The following is an 18,534-nucleotide window of genomic DNA, read 5'->3' on the forward strand; positions in this document are numbered from 1 at the left end:
ATTAACTCCTTAATTCCGCAATTTCACCTGCGGTCAGATAACGGATCGGGCGGTCACCGAGAATAAAAATCAGCTTTGCCGTTTCCTCCAGCTCTTCCATATTGTTGGCGGCTTCTTGCAGGCTTTCACCGCAAACCACTGGGCCATGATTTGCCAGTAAAAAAGCCTGATTGTCTGCTGCCAGTTCCGCCAGATCCTGTGCGATGCGTTTATCGCCCGGTCGGTAATAAGGCACCAGCGGGACATTTCCCATCCGCATCACCACGTATGGTGTGAACGGACGAATAACGTTGCTGCTGTCCAGCCCTTGCAGGCAGGAAAGCGCCGTCGACCATGTGCTGTGCAAATGCACCACCGCTTTACAGCGCGGATTGTTGCGATACAGCGCCAGATGAAAGAGCACCTCTTTCGAGGGTTTGTCACCACTTAACCATTCGCCATCCGCGGCGACTTTGGAAAGCCGCTGCGGATCGAGATTGCCCAGGCATGAACCTGTCGGTGTCGCCAGTAAATTCCCGTCAGGTAAAAGCAGCGACAGATTGCCAGCCGAACCGGTTGCATAGCCGCGCTGAAAGAATGAACTGGCAATCCGCGTCATCTCCTCTCGCAAAGACTGCTCTACTTTTGCGAAATCGCTCATGATAAAAACTCTCTTTGGGCTCGTGAAAAAAAGGCTTCATCACCGAAGTTGCCAGATTTAAGGGCGAGTGAGACAGGCTTATCCAGTGCGTTTACCCACGGCACGCCGGGGGAAATGGTTGGGCCAATATGAAACCCTTTTATGCCCAGGCTCTGTGTGACTACGCCGGAGGTCTCACCGCCTGCGACAATAAAGCGTGTCACGCCTTCCGCTGCTAACCGCGCCGCTAGTTGAGAAAACAGAGTTTCTACTGCCTGACTGGCTTTTTGTGCACCGTATTGCTGTTGAATTGCTGCCAATGCGTCAGTGCTGGCGGTGGCAAAAACCAGTGGAGCAAGTACACTTTCCTGGCCCAGAACCCACTCTGCCAGTTCGTGTGCATAAGCGGCCAGAGTTTCGGTTGAGAGGCAGCGTGCCACATCAACTTCACGGGCTGGTGCAATTTGACGGTAATGTGCCACCTGGCGGTTGGTCATTTGAGAGCATGAACCGGAGAGCACTACGCCGCGCCCAGCGAGCGGACGCCCTGCTTCGCGAGCCTGGTTACCGTTTTCTTGCGCCCACTGCCGGGCCAGGCCAATCGCCAGACCAGAACCGCCCGTTACCAGTGGGGCATCGCGCAAGGCTTCTCCCTGAATTTCCAGATGGTGTTCGGTCAGCGCATCAAGCACCGCGTAGCGGTAGCCCTCTTGCTGTAAGCGAGCCAGCTCTTGACGAACGGCATCCACGCCTTGTTCGAAAACATGTGCCGAAACGACGCCGCAGCGCCCTGTGGATTGCGCTTCAACCAGACGGGGAAGATAGCTGTCGGTCATGGGATTTACCGGGTGATGGCGCATCCCGGATTCGGCCAGCAGTTGATTCATTACGAACAAATACCCCTGATAAACCGTACGTCCGTTGACCGACAGGGCCGGAGAGAAGACCGTAAACGGCGTGTCGAGATCATCCATTAAGGCATCGGTAACCGGGCCAATATTACCTTTCGCCGTACTGTCGAAAGTAGAGCAGTATTTGAAATAGATCTGTTTGCAACCTTGCTGTTGCAACCAGCTCAGAGCCGCCAGCGATTGCTGTGTGGCTTCAACCACCGGACAGGAGCGCGTTTTCAGGCTGATCACCAGTGCGTCGATTGCTTCCGGCATTTTACCTGTTGGAACACCGTTAATTTGTACCGTTGGTAGACCGTTTTCCACCAGAAAACTGGCGATATCCGTCGCGCCGGTAAAATCATCGGCGATAACGCCAATCTTGATCATGATTTCGCTCCCGGTAGAGTGATGCCAGAGAAAATCTTGATAACTGCGCTATCGTCTTCTTTCCCGTAACCCGCGTTACTGGCGCTGGTGAACATATTCAATGCTGTTGAGGCCAATGGCAGCGGGAAGTGCAGGGCTTTGGCTGTATCGGCAACCAGACCAAGATCCTTAACAAAAATATCGACGGCTGAATGCGGGGTGTAATCGCCATCCACCACATGACGCATCCGGTTTTCGAACATCCAGGAATTTCCGGCGGCATTGGTCACGACGTCATACATCACATCCAGCGGGATCCCCGCACGGGCTGCAAGTGCCATCGCTTCGGCTCCGGCAGCAATATGTACGCCCGCTAACAACTGGTGAATAATTTTTACGGTCGAACCTAGTCCCGGTTCTGCACCTATGCGATAAACTTTTCCGGCAACGGCTTCCAGCACGGGGGCCAGTCGTTCAAAGGCAATATCGCTACCGGAGGCCATGACAGTCATTTCACCGTTAGCGGCTTTTACTGCACCACCAGAAACTGGCGCATCCAGCATTTCCAGATCGAATCCAGCCAGAGCGGTAGCAATTTCTTGCGCATCAGCACTAGCGATAGTGGAAGAAACCATTACTGCCGTACCGGGTTTCAGATGTTGTGCAACGCCTGTTTCACCAAACAGCACCTGTTTAACCTGGGCCGCATTGGCCACCAGCACCAGCAGAGCGTCCAGTTTTTCGGCAAACGTCGCGGCGTTATCAGAAACCCCGCAAGCACCTGCCTCTTTCAACGTAGCGCAGGCATTGTTGTTCAGGTCTGCGCCCCAGGTAGAAAGACCTGCGCGGACACATGACAGTGCTGCTCCCATTCCCATTGACCCTAAGCCAACGATACCGACATGAAACTCAGATCCCGTTTTCATCTGCTCTCATTGTTAATTTAAGTGATATTTTGTTTGATATTGTGAATATAAGCGCTGGAAGATAACGATATGGTGAGCTGATTCACATAAATTAACATTGTGTGTTATTTTATGTGAACTAAGCGTTAGTTGCGCCGCGCACGTTTCGCAGGCAAATAGCGTAGAATGTCAGCAGGACAAAGGAAGGAGCAAAAGTTGATACCCGTAGAGCGTCGCCAAATCATCCTTGAGATGGTAGCTGAAAAAGGCATTGTCAGTATTGCTGAACTAACGGACAGAATGAATGTGTCACATATGACCATTCGTCGGGATTTACAAAAACTGGAGCAGCAGGGAGCCGTTGTGCTGGTGTCCGGAGGCGTCCAGTCTCCGGGACGCGTGGCGCATGAACCTTCTCATCAGGTAAAAACTGCGCTGGCAATGACGCAAAAAGCGGCTATTGGCAAGCTGGCGGCAAGTCTTGTTCAGCCGGGAAGTTGTATCTATCTGGATGCGGGAACGACCACGTTAGCGATAGCACAGCATCTGATTCACATGGAGTCACTGACTGTGGTCACAAACGATTTCGTTATTGCGAACTACTTGCTCGACAACAGTAATTGCACAATTATTCACACTGGCGGTGCAGTGTGTCGGGAAAACCGTTCCTGTGTCGGGGAAGCCGCTGCGACCATGCTGCGCAGCCTGATGATTGATCAGGCTTTTATTTCTGCATCGTCATGGAGTGTGCGGGGGATTTCTACGCCAGCGGAAGATAAAGTCACGGTGAAACGGGCGATTGCCAGTGCCAGCCGCCAGCGAGTTTTGGTCTGTGATGCGACGAAATATGGTCAGGTGGCGACATGGCTGGCGTTACCATTAAGCGAGTTTGATCAGATTATCACAGACGACGGTTTGCCGGAGAGTGCCAGTCGCGCGCTGGCGAAGCAGGATCTCTCTTTGCTGGTAGCGAAAAATGAATAATGGCCTGCAATAACATTTGGTTACTCATGCTTCACAGAAGAAGCATGAGACTACTTTATTTTATAAAATGACAGCCGCCCGCTTTTCGGCGTGCCGGTATCAATATAAATCTGGTTAGCGAACGTCTGAATGTTATCAAACATCATATGTCCAAATATAAAATAATCAGCGCCGTTTATTTGTTGTAACTCGCCATTAAGCGATTTCTGCACACGATCAACAGGCCAGAGTAATTCGCTTTCTGCTATTTCTTTACCAAACTGATATTCATCACCCGGATAATCTGCATGTGCGATGGGGTGATGCTGCCAACTTACTGATTTAGTGTATGATGGTGTTTTTGAGGTGCTCCAGTGGCTTCTGTTTCTATCAGCTGTCCCTCCTGTTCAGCTACTGACGGGGTGGTGCGTAACGGCAAAAGCACTGCCGGACATCAGCGCTATCTCTGCTCTCACTGCCGTAAAACATGGCAACTGCAGTTCACTTACACCGCTTCTCAACCCGGTACGCACCAGAAAATCATTGATATGGCCATGAATGGCGTTGGATGCCGGGCAACTGCACGCATTATGGGCGTTGGCCTCAACACGATTTTACGTCACTTAAAAAACTCAGGCCGCAGTCGGTAACCTCGCGCATACAGCCGGGCAGTGACGTCATCGTCTGCGCGGAAATGGACGAACAGTGGGGCTATGTCGGGGCTAAATCGCGCCAGCGCTGGCTGTTTTACGCGTATGACAGTCTCCGGAAGACGGTTGTTGCGCACGTATTCGGTGAACGCACTATGGCGACGCTGGGGCGTCTTATGAGCCTGCTGTCACCCTTTGACGTGGTGATATGGATGACGGATGGCTGGCCGCTGTATGAATCCCGCCTGAAGGGAAAGCTGCACGTAATCAGCAAGCGATATACGCAGCGAATTGAGCGGCATAACCTGAATCTGAGGCAGCACCTGGCACGGCTGGGACGGAAGTCGCTGTCGTTCTCAAAATCGGTGGAGCTGCATGACAAAGTCATCGGGCATTATCTGAACATAAAACACTATCAATAAGTTGGAGTCATTACCGTGCGATGGCATATTTTATGTTGTCATTAATGATTTCAATAATATGTGGAAGGTGATGGAATTTCAGCAACAGATCTATTGCCTCTTGTTGCTCTGAATCATTTAAATCGAAAAACCAGTCACCACCGCTGGCAAGCCACATATTTCCATCGCCAGTTTCGAATGCATCCAACGCCATCGCTTCGTGGTTGCCTTTAACCGACGTAAACCAGGGTTGGTTTAGCAGGCGCAGCACGTTAAGACTCTTCGGCCCACGATCAATATTATCGCCTGTGGAAATAAGTAAGTCGGTTTCAGGGTAAAAAGAGAGTTGATGTTAACGGGATTGTAATAACTGATATTCACCATGAATATCACCAACGACCCATATATGGCGATAGTGATGGGCATTGATTTTTTGATAGCGTGTAGATGGCATGGTTTTACCCTGTAAAATAAGCTTTCCTATTATACAGGGTATTTTTATTTGATTCGTCAGTTGTCGTTAATATTCCCGATAGCAAAAGACTATCGGGAATTGTTATTACACCAGACTCTTCAAGCGATAAATCCACTCCAGCGCCTGACGCGGAGTCAGTGAATCCGGGTCGAGATTTTCCAGTGCTTCGACCGCAGGCGAAGTTTCTTCTGGCACTGACAGCAAAGACATCTGCGTACCATCCACTTGCGTCGCGGCGGCGTTCGGCGAAATGCTTTCCAGCTCACGCAGTTTTTGCCGTGCGCGCTTAATAACCTCTTTCGGTACGCCCGCCAGAGCAGCAACCGCCAGACCGTAGCTTTTGCTCGCCGCGCCGTCCTGCACGCTGTGCATAAAGGCGATAGTGTCGCCGTGCTCCAGCGCATCGAGATGTACGTTGGCGACGCCTTCCATTTTCTCCGGTAGCTGGGTCAGCTCGAAATAGTGGGTGGCAAACAGCGTCAATGCCTTAATCTTATTCGCCAGATTTTCTGCGCACGCCCACGCCAGCGACAGACCATCGTAGGTGGACGTTCCACGCCCGATCTCATCCATTAACACCAGACTGTATTCGGTGGCGTTATGTAAAATATTGGCGGTTTCAGTCATCTCCACCATAAAGGTTGAGCGCCCGGAAGCCAGGTCATCTGCCGCGCCTACGCGGGTAAAGATGCGATCGATAGGTCCAATCTCGACTTTTTGTGCCGGTACATAGCTGCCGATGTAGGCCATCAGCGCAATCAGTGCGGTCTGGCGCATATAGGTACTTTTACCGCCCATGTTCGGACCGGTGATGATCAACATACGGCGCTGCGGCGACAGATTCAGCGGGTTAGCGATAAATGGCTCATTCAGTACTTGTTCAACTACCGGATGGCGACCTTCGGTAATGCGAATGCCCGGTTTATCAATGAAGGTCGGGCAGGTGTAGTTCAGGGTATAGGCCCGTTCCGCCAGGTTCACCAGCACGTCGAGTTCCGCCAGCGCGCTCGCGCTCTGTTGCAACGCTTCCAGATGCGGCAACAGCAGGTCGAACAACTCTTCATAAAGCTGTTTTTCCAGTGCCAGTGCTTTGCCTTTTGAGGTGAGAACTTTATCTTCGTACTCTTTTAGCTCTGGAATGATGTAGCGCTCGGCGTTTTTCAGCGTCTGGCGACGCATGTAGTTGATGGGTGCCAGATGGCTTTGCCCACGGCTGATTTGAATGTAGTAGCCGTGCACCGCATTAAAGCCAACTTTCAGCGTGTCCAGGCCGGTACGTTCACGCTCGCGGACTTCCAGACGCTCCAGATAATCGGTCGCGCCGTCAGCCAGCGCGCGCCACTCATCCAGCTCTTCGTTATAGCCCGATGCGATAACACCACCGTCGCGTACCAGCACCGGCGGTGTGTCGATGATTGCTCGCTCCAGCAGATCGCGCAGCTCGGCAAACTCGCCCATCTTCTCACGTAGCGCCTGTACCGGTGCACTATCGACAGTTTCTAACTGCGCACGCAGCTCCGGCAGTTGCTGGAAAGCGTGGCGCATACGGGCCAGATCGCGTGGGCGAGCAGTTCGTAAAGCCAGACGTGCCAGAATACGTTCCAGGTCGCCGACCTGACGCAGTACCGGCTGCAACTCGGCGGTGAAATCCTGCAATGCGCCAATAGTTTGCTGGCGCTCAAGCAACACGCGGGTATCGCGCACTGGCATATGCAGCCAGCGTTTCAGCATACGACTACCCATCGGCGTGACGGTGCAGTCGAGCACAGAAGCCAGCGTATTTTCCGCACCGCCCGCCAGGTTCTGAGTAATTTCCAGGTTACGACGTGTCGCGGCATCCATAATGATGCTGTCCTGCTCACGTTCCATGGTGATAGAACGAATATGCGGCAGGGTCGTGCGTTGGGTATCTTTCGCATACTGCAACAGACAACCGGCAGCACAAAGTCCGCGCGGCGCGTTCTCGACGCCAAAACCGACCAGATCGCGGGTGCCAAATTGCAGATTCAACTGCTGGCGCGCGGTGTCGATTTCAAACTCCCACAGCGGGCGACGGCGCAGGCCGCGACGGCCTTCAATCAGCGACATCTCGGCGAAATCTTCTGCATACAGCAGTTCCGCCGGATTAGTGCGTTGCAGCTCTGCCGCCATCGTTTCGCGGTCGGCCGGTTCGCTCAGGCGAAAACGCCCGGAGCTGATATCCAGCGTCGCGTAGCCGAAACCTTTGCTGTCCTGCCAGATAGCCGCCAGCAGGTTGTCCTGACGCTCCTGTAACAGGGCTTCATCGCTGATGGTGCCTGGCGTAACGATACGCACAACTTTGCGCTCAACCGGACCTTTGCTGGTCGCCGGATCGCCAATTTGTTCGCAGATGGCAACGGACTCTCCCTGATTCACCAGTTTGGCGAGATAGTTTTCCACCGCATGGTAGGGAATCCCCGCCATCGGGATCGGCTCTCCCGCCGAAGCACCGCGTTTGGTCAGTGAAATATCCAGCAGTTGCGACGCGCGTTTTGCGTCGTCATAAAACAGTTCATAAAAATCACCCATCCGGTAAAACAGCAGGATCTCGGGATGCTGGGCTTTCAGCCTGAGATACTGCTGCATCATGGGCGTATGGGCGTCGAAATTTTCTATTGCACTCATGGGGTTATGTCCGGTTCCCTGATATTAAATGGGGTGTGATGGTTTTTATTTTCGTTGTAATCACATAAGGCGCACATGATACCGGAGTTAATCATTTCAGGGGAAGAAGCGAACGGCGAGTTCTTGATGCTGGTTCCGGGAAAGATGCTGTTTTGCAGCTTTTGCGTGATGCTTATGAAGCAAGTACGCAAAATTGCGTCGGTTGAATAAACCTCCTCCTTCAGAGCCATAGTCCCCTTTCAAATTAAGTTGTAATATAAATACACCTTAAGAGTATGGAGGCAGCATGTCCGGCAAGCGTATCTCTCGTGAAAAACTGACGATTAAAAAAATGATCGATCTTTATCAAGCGAAATGCCCGCAGGCGTCAGCGGAGCCGGAGCATTACGAGGCGTTGTTTGTTTACGCGCAAAAGCGGCTGGATAAATGTGTGTTCGGCGAAGAGAAACCAGCCTGTAAGCAGTGTCCGGTGCACTGTTACCAGCCTGCAAAGCGTGAAGAGATGAAACAGATTATGCGTTGGGCCGGGCCGAGAATGCTGTGGCGTCATCCGATCTTAACCGTGCGTCATCTCATCGATGACAAGCGTCCGGTACCAGAACTGCCGGAAAAATATCGTCCGAAAAAACCTCGTGAATAGTATGCCGGACAGGCAGATCTGTCCGGCAATTTGCAGTTAAATCAATGCCGATTTATCAATTCCCAGCCGCTTCATCCGTGACAGCAGGGTCGTGCGTTTCAGCCCCAGACGTTGCGCAGCGCCTTTAGGCCCGGCAACCACGCCGTTGGTTTCTTTCAGCACGCGCACAATCAACTGATATTCATCTTCGCCCTCCTGGGCGACAACCGTTGCGGCAGGCGGCGTTTCAGGTTCCGGTAAAACAATATCTGGCAATGACAGCTGCAGCACGTTACCGCGTGTTAGCAATACCGCGCGCTCAATGACGTTTTCCAGTTCGCGTACGTTACCCGGCCACTCCATGTTGCTCAAGGTGCGCAGCGTCTCGGCAGGAATGCTGTCGATATTGCGCCCCAGACGACGGGCAATTTTGAAGGTAAAGGCTTTCGCCAGCAGCGGAATATCTTCCGGACGCTCGCGTAGTGGCGGCAGGTGAATCGGGAATACGTTCAGGCGGTAATAGAGATCGCTATGGAACTCTCGGTCGGCGACCATTTTTTTCAGATCGCGGTTAGTCGCGGCAATTAAACGTACGTCCGTCTGAATGATTTTGTTGCTGCCGAGACGTTCAAACTCCTGTTCCTGCAATACACGCAGCAACTTCGGCTGTAACTCCAGTGGCATATCGCCCACTTCGTCGAGGAACAGAGAGCTTTTATCCGCCAGTTCAAAACGACCAATGCGCTGGGCGCTGGCACCGGTAAAAGCCCCACGCTCATGACCAAACAGATCGCTTTCCAGCAATCCGGCAGGCATCGCCGCGCAGTTCATTTTGACCATGCGGCGATTATTACGCCCACTGAGATTATGGATCGCGCGGGCAATCAGCTCTTTACCCGTGCCAGTTTCACCGAGGATCAGCACGGTACTGTCACTTTGCGCCACCATTTCAACTTGTTTAAGCACGCTGTACATGGCTTCGCTGCGGCCAATAATCTCGCCAAATTCACTATCAACATTGTTGAGCTGCTCGGTCAGGGCGAGGTTTTCATCAACCAGCCGTTCTTTCAGACGATGGATTTCCTGATAGGCGAGGGCGTTATCGACAGCGATTGCCACACGTTCGGCAATCTGGCGCAGCAAATTCAGATTGGTAGTGGTAAACACTTTCTCTTCGCATTGCGCCAGTTTCAGCACGCCCAGCATGGTGTCGCCAGACATCAGCGGTAACAGGCACAAGGTTTGAATCTGGTTGCCCTAGGTGTCGAACAACATGCGTTCATAGGGGGCTAAATCGTCCCGCTCGTGGAGATTGATCAGCAGCATCTCTTTACTTTTGAACACGCGTTCGGTGAGGGTTCCGGCTTCATCGACTTCGCTCTGTTCGTGGGCGGGATGTTGTTTATCAAGATAGTGAGTGGAGTAGATGTTGAGTTTGTTTTTACGGTGGCTGCGTAAGACGATACTGATATCGTCAATGTCGAAATAGTAATGGATTTCTTTGGCGACTTCGCTGACCAGTTCGTCCATATCCAGGCGGGAAAGCACCGCGTTGGTAATGGCAACCAGGATGCGGAAGTTATCGCGCTCCCGGCATAACAACTCATAGTCGACATTGTTGACGACGCGGCTCTGGATTTGTTCGGTGACGACAGAAACGATCTGCGTAAATGTTTGCAGACGATTGAACTCTTTTTCGCTCCAGGGACGATCGTCATAACGAATAAATTCACAGCCACCAAAAATATGCCCTTCCGCCGCCAGTGGCATCAGGCAATAGTGACCAAATTTGGGGTATAGCCCACCTGCGACCAGCTGCGGCCAGGTTTCACAAAATTCTTCGTAACTGCAATGCAGCGTATCAGGGCGCGACAAAATGCGGCGTACCGGACCGTGTGCCAGAACAGTTTCGTCTTCATATTTAATGGGGTGTCTTTTTCACGCGATGCGTAATAAGACGCACGTTGAGTCTGCGCTTGCCACAACACAATAGCCGCGTTGTCGGCGAGCGCAGAACGCTTTACCAGTTGCGAAAGAGCCTCACACAGCGAGGCCAGATCGGGCTGCTGCAATAGTGTCCGAGTGATGTCGAACAACCCTTGCTGTCCGAGATCACTCATCGGTGTATATGACATTTTGTTCTTCCAGGAAAGCACCGCAAAGCGGTGCAAAAGGTCATTGACTAACTATAGGAGATTTAGAATTTTATTAGCATATACGCGGAAGAGGTTCGGCGTGTGGTAAATCGAGGGTTCGTTTCACACCATACAGACCGGCAAGACGAACACCTTTACGTTCCACCACTTCACCAATTAGCGCCGCGTCTTTCCCCAGTGGATGGGAATGTAACGCTGCCAGCACTTGCTCTGCCGCGTTGCGTTCAACGGCGATCACCAGTTTGCCTTCGTTGGCAAAGTTAAGGGCGTCCAGTCCCAGCAGTTCGCAAACGCCGCGCACGGCAGGTTTAACCGGCAGTGCCACTTCTGAAATTTCAATACCACAACCGCAGGCTGCCGCGAACTCATGAACTACCGCGTTCACACCACCACGGGTGGCATCACGCAGCGCTTTCACGCCGGGAATGTCACGCAGCGTCTGAATAAGCGGCGTCAGTACCGCGCAGTCGCTGACCAGTTCGCCATCCAGCCCCAGCTGCTCACGCAGGTTAAGGATAGTCGCCCCGTGGTCCCCGAGCGTGCCGCTAACCAGTAATACATCGCCTGCGGTTAGCGTCTGTGCGCCCCAGTGAATATTCGCCGGAATTGCGCCCATGCCAGCGGTGTTGATAAACAGTTTATCTGCCGCGCCGCGCTGCACCACTTTAGTATCGCCAGTAACGATGGCAATGCCTGCCGCGCGCGCGGTTTCTGCCATGCTGGTCACTACGGCTTTCAGTGTCTCCATCGGCAATCCTTCTTCGAGGATAAAGCCACAGGAGAGATAGCGCGGAATAGCGCCACTGACCGCAACGTCATTGGCTGTGCCGCAAATCGCCAGCTTGCCGATATTACCGCCAGGAAAGAACAGCGGGTCAATGACGTAACTGTCGGTGGAGAACGCCAGACGGTCGCCTTCTGCTACCAGCTGCGCCAGATCAAGACGTGCCTGGTCTTCCTGCTCTGCCAGCCACGGGTTGGCAAAGGCTTCCATAAACAGGCTGTTGATTAATTGCTGCATCGCCTGGCCGCCGCTGCCGTGGGCGAGTTGGATATTATTCACGCTTCATTCTCCTGCTGACGATACTGATACCACGCGGCGCACGCTCCTTCGGAGGAGACCATCAGTGCACCAAATGCGGTTTGAGGATTACAGGTGTTACCAAACAGCGGGCATTGATGCGGCTTACATTTGCCCGTTAATACCTCACCACAACGCGCGCGCGGGTCATCGCAGACCTGCTGCGGTGCTGGGCGGAAATGTGCTTCGGCATCGAATCGTTGATAATCCGGCGTCAGGTGCACGCCAGAAGATTCAATCACGCCTAAGCCGCGCCATTCGCTGTCGCCGTTGACACAGAACACATCAGCAATTGCCTGTTGCGCCAGCAGGTTACCGGCATCCGGTACCACCCGACGATACTGATTCTCTACCTTGCTGTGGGCCGCTATTTTCTGCTCCACCAGCATGACCACGCCTTGCAGTAGATCAAGGGGTTCGAAACCAGCGACCACCAGCGGACGATGAAAATCGCTGGCGATAAAATTATAGGCATCAGTGCCGATAACCATACTAACGTGGCCCGGCGCGAGGAACGCGTCGATACCGTTATCCGGCTGTTCCAGCAAACTGCGCAGCGTCGGGATAAGCGTAATATGCTGGCAGAAGAAGTAAAAATTCTGCACATCGCGGGCTTTCGCCTGTTGCAGGGTGATGGCGGTGGTCGGCATGGTGGTTTCAAAACCTAAGCCGAAGAATACGACTTTACGGGTTGGATTCTCCTGCGCCAGTTTCAACGCATCCATCGGCGAGTAAACGATGCGCACATCGGCACCGCGTGCTTTTGCCTGCAACAGCGATCCCTGTTTCCCCGGCACGCGCATGGCGTCGCCAAAGGTACAGAAGATGACTTCCGGATGGCTGGCAATCTCCACGCAGGTGTCGATTCTACCCATCGGCAGTACGCACACCGGGCAACCCGGACCGTGGATAAACTCAACGTTTTCAGGCAGTAACTGGTCGAGGCCGAATTTAAAAATGGCGTGGGTATGACCACCGCACACTTCCATAATCCGCAGAGGGCGTTCGGCGGTGTAAGAGAGATGTGAAGCACGTTCGCGCAGATGCTCAATTAACTGCATCACCTGTTCCGGCGCGCGATATTCATCAACAAAACGCATTATTTTTCCTCGCCATACAACAGCGCGCCGACATCCGGCTCAACGTCAAACATGTTTTGTAAGGCGTCGAGAGTGTCGCGTGCTTCGGCTTCATTAATTACGCTCATGGCAAAGCCAACGTGTACCAGTACCCACTGGCCCACGCGCGGCTGACCGTTTTCATCGCAGCTGCCGACTAACGTTAAATCGACATCGCGCTGAATGCCGCAGACGTCGACTTTTGCCTGGTTGCCGTCAATGGTGCGGATCTGGCCGGGAACGCCTATGCACATCGCTGTGTCTCCAGCCAGTTCAGCCACTGGTCCATCCCTTCGCCGCTGGTGGCGGAAATAAGGATGATTTCAATTTCTGGATTGACTTCGCGGGCGCAGGCGATGCACTTCTCAACGTCAAAGTTGAGATACGGCAACAGGTCAACTTTGTTGAGCAGCATCAGCGAGGCGGCGGCAAACATATGCGGATATTTCAGCGGTTTGTCTTCACCTTCGGTAACGGAAAGCACCGCCACTTTGTGTTTTTCACCGAGATCGAAGCTGGCCGGGCATACGAGGTTGCCAACGTTTTCGATAAACAGAATACCGTTATCGTCCAGTGGCAGACGCGGTGCGGCGTCGGCAATCATCTGTGCGTCAAGATGGCAGCCTTTACCGGTGTTCACCTGAATCGCTGGTGTGCCGGTAGCGCGAATGCGTGCGGCATCGTTCACGGTTTGCTGGTCACCTTCAATAACCGCGCACGGAACGCTGTCTTTCAGGCGCATTAGGGTTTCCGTCAGCAGGGTGGTTTTACCGGAACCAGGGCTGGAAACCAGGTTGAGCACCAGTTGCTTGCGGGCAGCAAAGCGCGCGCGGTTGCGTTCAGCCAGACGGTTATTTTTGTCCAGCACGTCAATTTCGACTTCCAGCATCCGACGCTGGCTCATGCCCGGCGCGTGAGTGCCCGCTTCGCCATGACCGTAATGCAGGTCGCCTTCTTCAGTCTGGCTGGGGGTAAATTCAGGCGCTTTAATGCCGGTGATTTTCATCTTCGGGCGTGCCGCCGGGGCAAATGGCGCGCTACGAAACGCGGAATGAGGGTTATGTTCATCACCCTCGATATACAGGTTGCCTTCACCGCAACCGCATGTTGTACACATCGCTCACTCCTGGTCTATTTCTATCCGCCGAATCTGTAAACCGTCGTCTGCCACAATCTGTAGCATGTCACCATGACACTGTGGACAGCGGCGGACGCGCTGGGTCAGTAGCGTCACATACTGTTGGCATGTTTCACACCAGCATTCGGCCTCTTGTTCTTCGAGGTGCAGTTTACAACCTTCCGCCACGCTGCCGCGGCAAACCAGATCAAAACAAAAGGCAAGAGAGCTGGTTTCGACACAAGAAAATGCGCCAATTTTGAGCCAGACCCCAGTTACGCGTTTTGCGCCGTGTTTTGCGGCCTGCTGTTCGATCAATTCCAGTGCCCGTTGGCAGAGGGTTATTTCGTGCATATCGCCTCCCATTAACTATTGCCAGCTACAAGCAATAATTGTGCCAGTGTTGATTATCCCTGCGGTGAATAATGTCGATGATGTCGAAATGACACGTCGACACGGCGACGAAATTCATCTTTAGCTTAAAAATCTATTTAATAACAATAAATTAAAAGTTGGCATAGAAAATGCTTAAAGCTGGCATCTCTGTTAAACGGGTAACCTGACAATGACTATTTGGGAAATAAGCGAGAAAGCCGATTACATCGCACAGCGGCATCGTCGCCTACAGGACCAGTGGCACATCTACTGCAATTCGCTGGTTCAGGGGATCACGTTATCGAAAGCGCGCCTGCATCACGCCATGAGCTGCGCGCCGGACAAAGAACTCTGTTTCGTCCTTTTTGAACATTTTCGTATTTACGTCACCCTGGCGGATGGCTTTAACAGCCACACCATCGAGTATTACGTCGAAACAAAAGATGGCGAAGACAAACAGCGGATTGCGCAGGCGCAACTGAGCATTGACGGCATGATTGATGGCAAGGTCAACATCCGCGATCGCGAACAGGTTCTGGAACACTATCTCGAAAAAATCGCTGGCGTTTACGACAGCTTATACACCGCTATTGAAAACAATGTGCCGGTGAATTTAAGCCAACTGGTAAAGGGACAAAGCCCGGCAGCATGAGCTGAGGCTTTGCCCGTTTTGCAGGCGTTACGCCTGTTTGGGGATGGGCGTGTCGATGAGTGTCGAAAATGACATTTCATCGGCATGTTTTCGTCAAAAATGACAATCACCTGAGGAATGCCTGGTGAATCGTTTTGTAATTGTTGACTCCACGCTCTGTATCGGCTGCCACACTTGTGAGGCCGCCTGTTCAGAGACGCATCGCCAGCACGGCCTGCAATCAATGCCGCGCCTGAGAGTGATGCTGAATGAAAAAGAATCTGCGCCGCAGCTCTGTCACCACTGTGAAGATGCACCCTGTGCGGTGGTTTGCCCGGTTAACGCCATCACCCGCATTGATGGGGCCGTGCAGTTGAATGAAAGTCTGTGCGTAAGCTGCAAACTGTGCGGCATCGCCTGCCCGTTTGGCGCAATTGAATTTTCCGGCAGCCGTCCGCTGGATATTCCGGCAAACGCCAATACCCCGAAAGCGCCACCGGCACCGCCTGCTCCGGCGCGTATCAGTACGCTGCTTGACTGGGTGCCGGGTATTCGCGCGATCGCCGTCAAATGTGACCTTTGCAGTTTTGATGAACAAGGTCCGGCCTGCGTGCGGATGTGCCCGACTAAAGCCCTGCATCTGGTGGATAACACCGATATCGCCCGCGTCAGCAAACGTAAGCGTGAGCTGACCTTTAACACGGACTTTGGCGATCTCACCTTGTTTCAGCAGGCTCAAAGTGGAGAGGCTAAATGAGCGCAATTTCCCTGATCAATAGCGGCGTGGCATGGTTTGTCGCCGCCGCTGTTCTGGCATTTCTCTTTTCTTTTCAAAAAGCGTTAAGTGGCTGGATAGCTGGAATTGGCGGCGCGGTTGGTAGTCTGTATACGGCAGCCGCGGGCTTCACTGTACTGACTGGCGCGGTTGGCGTGAGCGGTGCGCTGTCGCTGGTAAGCTACGATGTGCAAATCTCTCCGCTTAACGCGATTTGGCTGATTACGCTCGGTCTGTGCGGTCTGTTTGTCAGCCTCTACAACATTGACTGGCATCGCCACGCGCAGGTGAAGTGCAACGGCTTGCAGATCAATATGTTGATGGCTGCCGCCGTCTGCGCCGTCATCGCCAGCAACCTCGGCATGTTCGTGGTAATGGCCGAAGTCATGGCCTTGTGTGCGGTGTTCCTCACCAGCAACAGCAAAGAGGGCAAACTGTGGTTTGCGCTGGGGCGTCTTGGCACTCTGCTGCTGGTGATTGCTTGCTGGCTGCTGTGGCAGCGTTATGGCACGCTGGATCTGTGCCTACTGGATATGCGTATGCAACAGCTGCCGCTCGGTTCCGATATCTGGCTGCTCGGTGTGATTGGCTTTGGCCTGCTGGCCGGGATTATTCCGCTGCACGGCTGGGTGCCGCAGGCACATGCTAACGCCTCTGCGCCAGCTGCCGCGTTGTTTTCTACGGTAGTCATGAAAATTGGCCTGCTGGGCATGTTAACCCTGTCACTGCTGGGCGGTAATGCACCGCTGTGGTGGGGGATCGCGCTGCTGGTGCTCGGCATGATCACCGCGTTCGTCGGTGGTCTGTATGCGTTGATGGAACACAACATCCAGCGCCTGCTGGCTTACCACACCCTGGAAAATATCGGCATTATCCTGCTGGGGCTGGGCGCTGGCGTAACGGGTATCGCGCTCGAACAACCGGCGCTGATTGCTCTTGGCCTGGTCGGTGGTCTGTACCATCTGCTTAACCATAGCCTGTTCAAAAGCGTACTGTTCCTCGGGGCGGGGAGCGTCTGGTTCCGTACCGGTCATCGCGATATCGAAAAACTCGGTGGTATTGGCAAGAAAATGCCGGTTATCTCCATCGCCATGTTAGTCGGGTTGATGGCAATGGCTGCGCTGCCGCCACTGAACGGGTTTGCCGGGGAATGGGTTATCTATCAATCCTTCTTCAAACTGAGCAATAGCGGCGCGTTTGTTGCCCGTCTGCTGGGGCCGCTGCTCGCTGTGGGTCTGGCAATTACCGGTGCGCTGGCGGTGATGTGTATGGCGAAAGTCTATGGCGTCACGTTCCTCGGCGCGCCGCGTACCAAAGAAGCCGAAAACGCCACCTGTGCGCCGCTCCTGATGAGCGTAAGCGTAGTGGCACTGGCGATTTGCTGCGTAATTGGCGGTGTTGCTGCGCCGTGGCTGCTGCCGATGCTCTCTGCTGCTGTACCTCTGCCTCTGGAGCCTGCTAACACCACCGTTTCTCAACCAATGATCACATTGCTGCTGATTGCCTGCCCGCTGCTGCCATTCATCATTATGGCGATTTGCAAAGGCGACCGCCTGCCGTCACGTTCCCGCGGTGCGGCCTGGGTGTGCGGCTACGACCATGAAAAATCAATGGTGATTACCGCTCACGGTTTTGCCATGCCGGTTAAACAGGCGTTTGCGCCAGTGCTGAAACTGCGCAAATGGCTGAATCCGGTGTCGCTGGTGCCGGGCTGGCAGTGCGAAGGTAGTGCGTTGCTGTTCCGCCGGATGGCGCTGGTTGAACTGGCGGTACTGGTGGTGATTATTGTTTCACGAGGAGCCTGAGAATGAGTGTTTTATATCCGTTAATTCAGGCGCTGGTGTTATTTGCCGTTGCGCCGCTGCTCTCCGGTATTACCCGCGTGGCGCGCGCCCGTCTGCATAACCGTCGTGGGCCGGGTGTGTTGCAGGAGTATCGTGACATTTTCAAACTGCTGGGCCGCCAGAGCGTTGGCCCGGATGCCTCCGGCTGGGTGTTCCGCCTGACGCCGTATGTGATGGTGGGCGTCATGCTGACTATCGCTACTGCGCTGCCGGTGGTGACCGTCGGTTCTCCGCTGCCGCAACTGGGTGATTTAATCACCTTACTGTATCTCTTTGCCATCGCGCGTTTCTTCTTTGCCATTTCTGGTCTGGATACCGGTAGCCCGTTTACCGCTATCGGCGCGAGCCGTGAAGCGATGCTTGGCGTGCTGGTCGAACCGATGCTGCTGCTTGGTCTGTGGGTTGCCGCACAGGTTGCCGGTTCCACCAACATCAGCAACATCACCGACACCGTTTATCACTGGCCGCTGAGCCAGAGCATCCCGCTGGTACTGGCGCTTTGTGCCTGTGCGTTCGCCACCTTTATCGAAATGGGCAAACTGCCGTTCGACCTGGCGGAAGCCGAGCAGGAGCTGCAGGAAGGCCCGCTCTCTGAATACAGCGGCAGCGGCTTTGGCGTCATGAAATGGGGTATCAGCCTGAAACAGCTGGTGGTGCTGCAGATGTTCGTCGGCGTATTTATCCCGTGGGGACAGATGGAAACCTTCACCGCCGGTGGGCTGCTGCTGGCGCTGGTGATTGCCATCGTCAAACTGGTCGTCGGCGTCCTGGTTATCGCGCTGTTCGAAAACAGCATGGCCCGTCTGCGTCTTGATATTACTCCGCGCATTACCTGGACTGGGTTTGGCTTTGCATTTTTAGCGTTCGTCTCCTTGCTGGCGGCGTGATTAAAGAGAGTTT

17 protein-coding genes and 3 pseudogenes are annotated in these 18,534 nt (G+C 53.7%); 8 read left to right on the forward strand and 12 right to left on the reverse strand.

Going from position 1 to position 18,534, the window contains the following annotated elements:
• Position 1: 1 nt before the first annotated feature.
• Genes otnC through ltnD form a run of 3 tightly spaced genes read right to left on the reverse strand, consistent with a single transcriptional unit; the run spans position 2 to position 2,804 of the window.
• Complete coding sequence (otnC, locus tag C1P89_RS25075) at positions 2–640, reverse strand: 3-oxo-tetronate 4-phosphate decarboxylase (RefSeq protein WP_001278994.1); 639 nt, start codon at positions 638–640, stop codon at positions 2–4.
• The gene (otnK, locus tag C1P89_RS25080; RefSeq protein ID WP_000590425.1) at positions 637–1,899 is read right to left on the reverse strand and encodes a 3-oxo-tetronate kinase; all 1,263 of its coding nucleotides are present in this window, start codon (positions 1,897–1,899) and stop codon (positions 637–639) included. The genes otnC and otnK overlap by 4 nt, the downstream gene beginning before the upstream one ends.
• Complete coding sequence (gene ltnD / locus C1P89_RS25085) at positions 1,896–2,804, reverse strand: L-threonate dehydrogenase (protein ID WP_000847963.1); 909 nt, start codon at positions 2,802–2,804, stop codon at positions 1,896–1,898. The genes otnK and ltnD overlap by 4 nt, the downstream gene beginning before the upstream one ends.
• Before the next feature lie 195 nt (positions 2,805–2,999).
• On the opposite strand from ltnD, the gene ygbI reads away from it, so the two are divergent.
• Positions 3,000–3,767 (forward strand): DNA-binding transcriptional repressor YgbI, encoded by a 768-nt coding sequence (gene ygbI, locus C1P89_RS25090; protein ID WP_001297141.1) that lies wholly within the window; start codon positions 3,000–3,002, stop codon positions 3,765–3,767.
• 50 nt (positions 3,768–3,817) lie between these two features.
• Here the strand turns inward: ygbI and C1P89_RS25095 are convergent.
• Positions 3,818–4,069, reverse strand: a pseudogene (locus C1P89_RS25095) (metallophosphoesterase family protein); the annotation flags it as partial.
• A gap of 51 nt (positions 4,070–4,120) precedes the next feature.
• On the opposite strand from C1P89_RS25095, the gene C1P89_RS25100 reads away from it, so the two are divergent.
• Positions 4,121–4,818 (forward strand): IS1-like element IS1A family transposase gene (locus C1P89_RS25100; protein WP_094096600.1). Its coding sequence is split into 2 segments (ribosomal slippage): positions 4,121–4,370 and positions 4,370–4,818, totalling 699 coding nucleotides; the frame shifts between segments, so codons are not numbered across the junction.
• 16 nt (positions 4,819–4,834) lie between these two features.
• Here the strand turns inward: C1P89_RS25100 and C1P89_RS25105 are convergent.
• Both C1P89_RS25105 and mutS read right to left on the reverse strand, forming a co-directional pair.
• A pseudogene (locus C1P89_RS25105) lies at positions 4,835–5,251 on the reverse strand (metallophosphoesterase); the annotation flags it as partial.
• A 105-nt stretch (positions 5,252–5,356) separates the two neighbouring features.
• Entirely contained in the window at positions 5,357–7,918 is a 2,562-nt protein-coding gene (gene mutS, locus C1P89_RS25110; protein WP_001272924.1) for a DNA mismatch repair protein MutS, read from the reverse strand.
• Between the two features lie 75 nt (positions 7,919–7,993).
• On the opposite strand from mutS, the gene C1P89_RS26200 reads away from it, so the two are divergent.
• Complete coding sequence (locus C1P89_RS26200) at positions 7,994–8,128, forward strand: hypothetical protein (protein WP_000611926.1); 135 nt, start codon at positions 7,994–7,996, stop codon at positions 8,126–8,128.
• 76 nt (positions 8,129–8,204) lie between these two features.
• Positions 8,205–8,558: a nitrous oxide-stimulated promoter family protein gene (locus tag C1P89_RS25115; protein ID WP_000015498.1), complete on the forward strand. Its 354-nt coding sequence runs from the start codon at positions 8,205–8,207 to the stop codon at positions 8,556–8,558.
• A 36-nt stretch (positions 8,559–8,594) separates the two neighbouring features.
• On the opposite strand, the pseudogene flhA reads toward C1P89_RS25115, so the two are convergent.
• From flhA to hypA, 6 genes and pseudogenes are all read right to left on the reverse strand, one after another.
• A pseudogene (gene flhA, locus C1P89_RS25120) lies at positions 8,595–10,672 on the reverse strand (formate hydrogenlyase transcriptional activator FlhA).
• 73 nt (positions 10,673–10,745) lie between these two features.
• On the reverse strand, positions 10,746–11,756 hold the full coding sequence (gene hypE / locus C1P89_RS25125; RefSeq protein WP_001059914.1) for a hydrogenase maturation carbamoyl dehydratase HypE: 1,011 nt from the start codon (positions 11,754–11,756) through the stop codon (positions 10,746–10,748).
• Positions 11,753–12,874, reverse strand: a complete 1,122-nt coding sequence (gene hypD, locus C1P89_RS25130; RefSeq protein WP_001212981.1) for a hydrogenase formation protein HypD — start codon at positions 12,872–12,874, stop codon at positions 11,753–11,755. The genes hypE and hypD overlap by 4 nt, the downstream gene beginning before the upstream one ends.
• Complete coding sequence (gene hypC, locus C1P89_RS25135; RefSeq protein WP_000334881.1) at positions 12,874–13,146, reverse strand: hydrogenase 3 maturation protein HypC; 273 nt, start codon at positions 13,144–13,146, stop codon at positions 12,874–12,876. The genes hypD and hypC overlap by 1 nt, the downstream gene beginning before the upstream one ends.
• Positions 13,137–14,009, reverse strand: coding sequence for a hydrogenase nickel incorporation protein HypB (gene hypB, locus C1P89_RS25140; protein WP_000337665.1), 873 nt, complete (start codon positions 14,007–14,009; stop codon positions 13,137–13,139). Before hypB ends, hypC begins: the two co-directional genes overlap by 10 nt.
• Before the next feature lie 3 nt (positions 14,010–14,012).
• Positions 14,013–14,363 carry a hydrogenase maturation nickel metallochaperone HypA gene (gene hypA, locus C1P89_RS25145; RefSeq protein ID WP_001299100.1) on the reverse strand — a complete coding sequence of 117 codons (351 nt, stop codon included), beginning with the start codon at positions 14,361–14,363 and terminating at the stop codon, positions 14,013–14,015.
• Positions 14,364–14,574: 211 nt separating this feature from the next.
• Here hypA and hycA point away from each other — a divergent pair, with 211 nt between their 5' ends.
• The 4 genes from hycA to hycD all read left to right on the forward strand — a co-directional run bounded on the left by hycA (position 14,575) and on the right by hycD (position 18,521).
• On the forward strand, positions 14,575–15,036 hold the full coding sequence (hycA, locus tag C1P89_RS25155; RefSeq protein WP_000158056.1) for a formate hydrogenlyase regulator HycA: 462 nt from the start codon (positions 14,575–14,577) through the stop codon (positions 15,034–15,036).
• Positions 15,037–15,160: 124 nt separating this feature from the next.
• Complete coding sequence (hycB, locus tag C1P89_RS25160) at positions 15,161–15,772, forward strand: formate hydrogenlyase subunit HycB (RefSeq protein ID WP_001079199.1); 612 nt, start codon at positions 15,161–15,163, stop codon at positions 15,770–15,772.
• Entirely contained in the window at positions 15,769–17,595 is a 1,827-nt protein-coding gene (gene hycC / locus C1P89_RS25165) for a formate hydrogenlyase subunit 3 (protein ID WP_001274415.1), read from the forward strand. The genes hycB and hycC overlap by 4 nt, the downstream gene beginning before the upstream one ends.
• A gap of 2 nt (positions 17,596–17,597) precedes the next feature.
• The gene (hycD, locus tag C1P89_RS25170; protein ID WP_000115200.1) at positions 17,598–18,521 is read left to right on the forward strand and encodes a formate hydrogenlyase subunit HycD; all 924 of its coding nucleotides are present in this window, start codon (positions 17,598–17,600) and stop codon (positions 18,519–18,521) included.
• Positions 18,522–18,534: the final 13 nt, after the last annotated feature.

Source organism: Shigella sonnei (assembly GCF_002950395.1).
Classification (GTDB): domain Bacteria; phylum Pseudomonadota; class Gammaproteobacteria; order Enterobacterales; family Enterobacteriaceae; genus ECMA0423.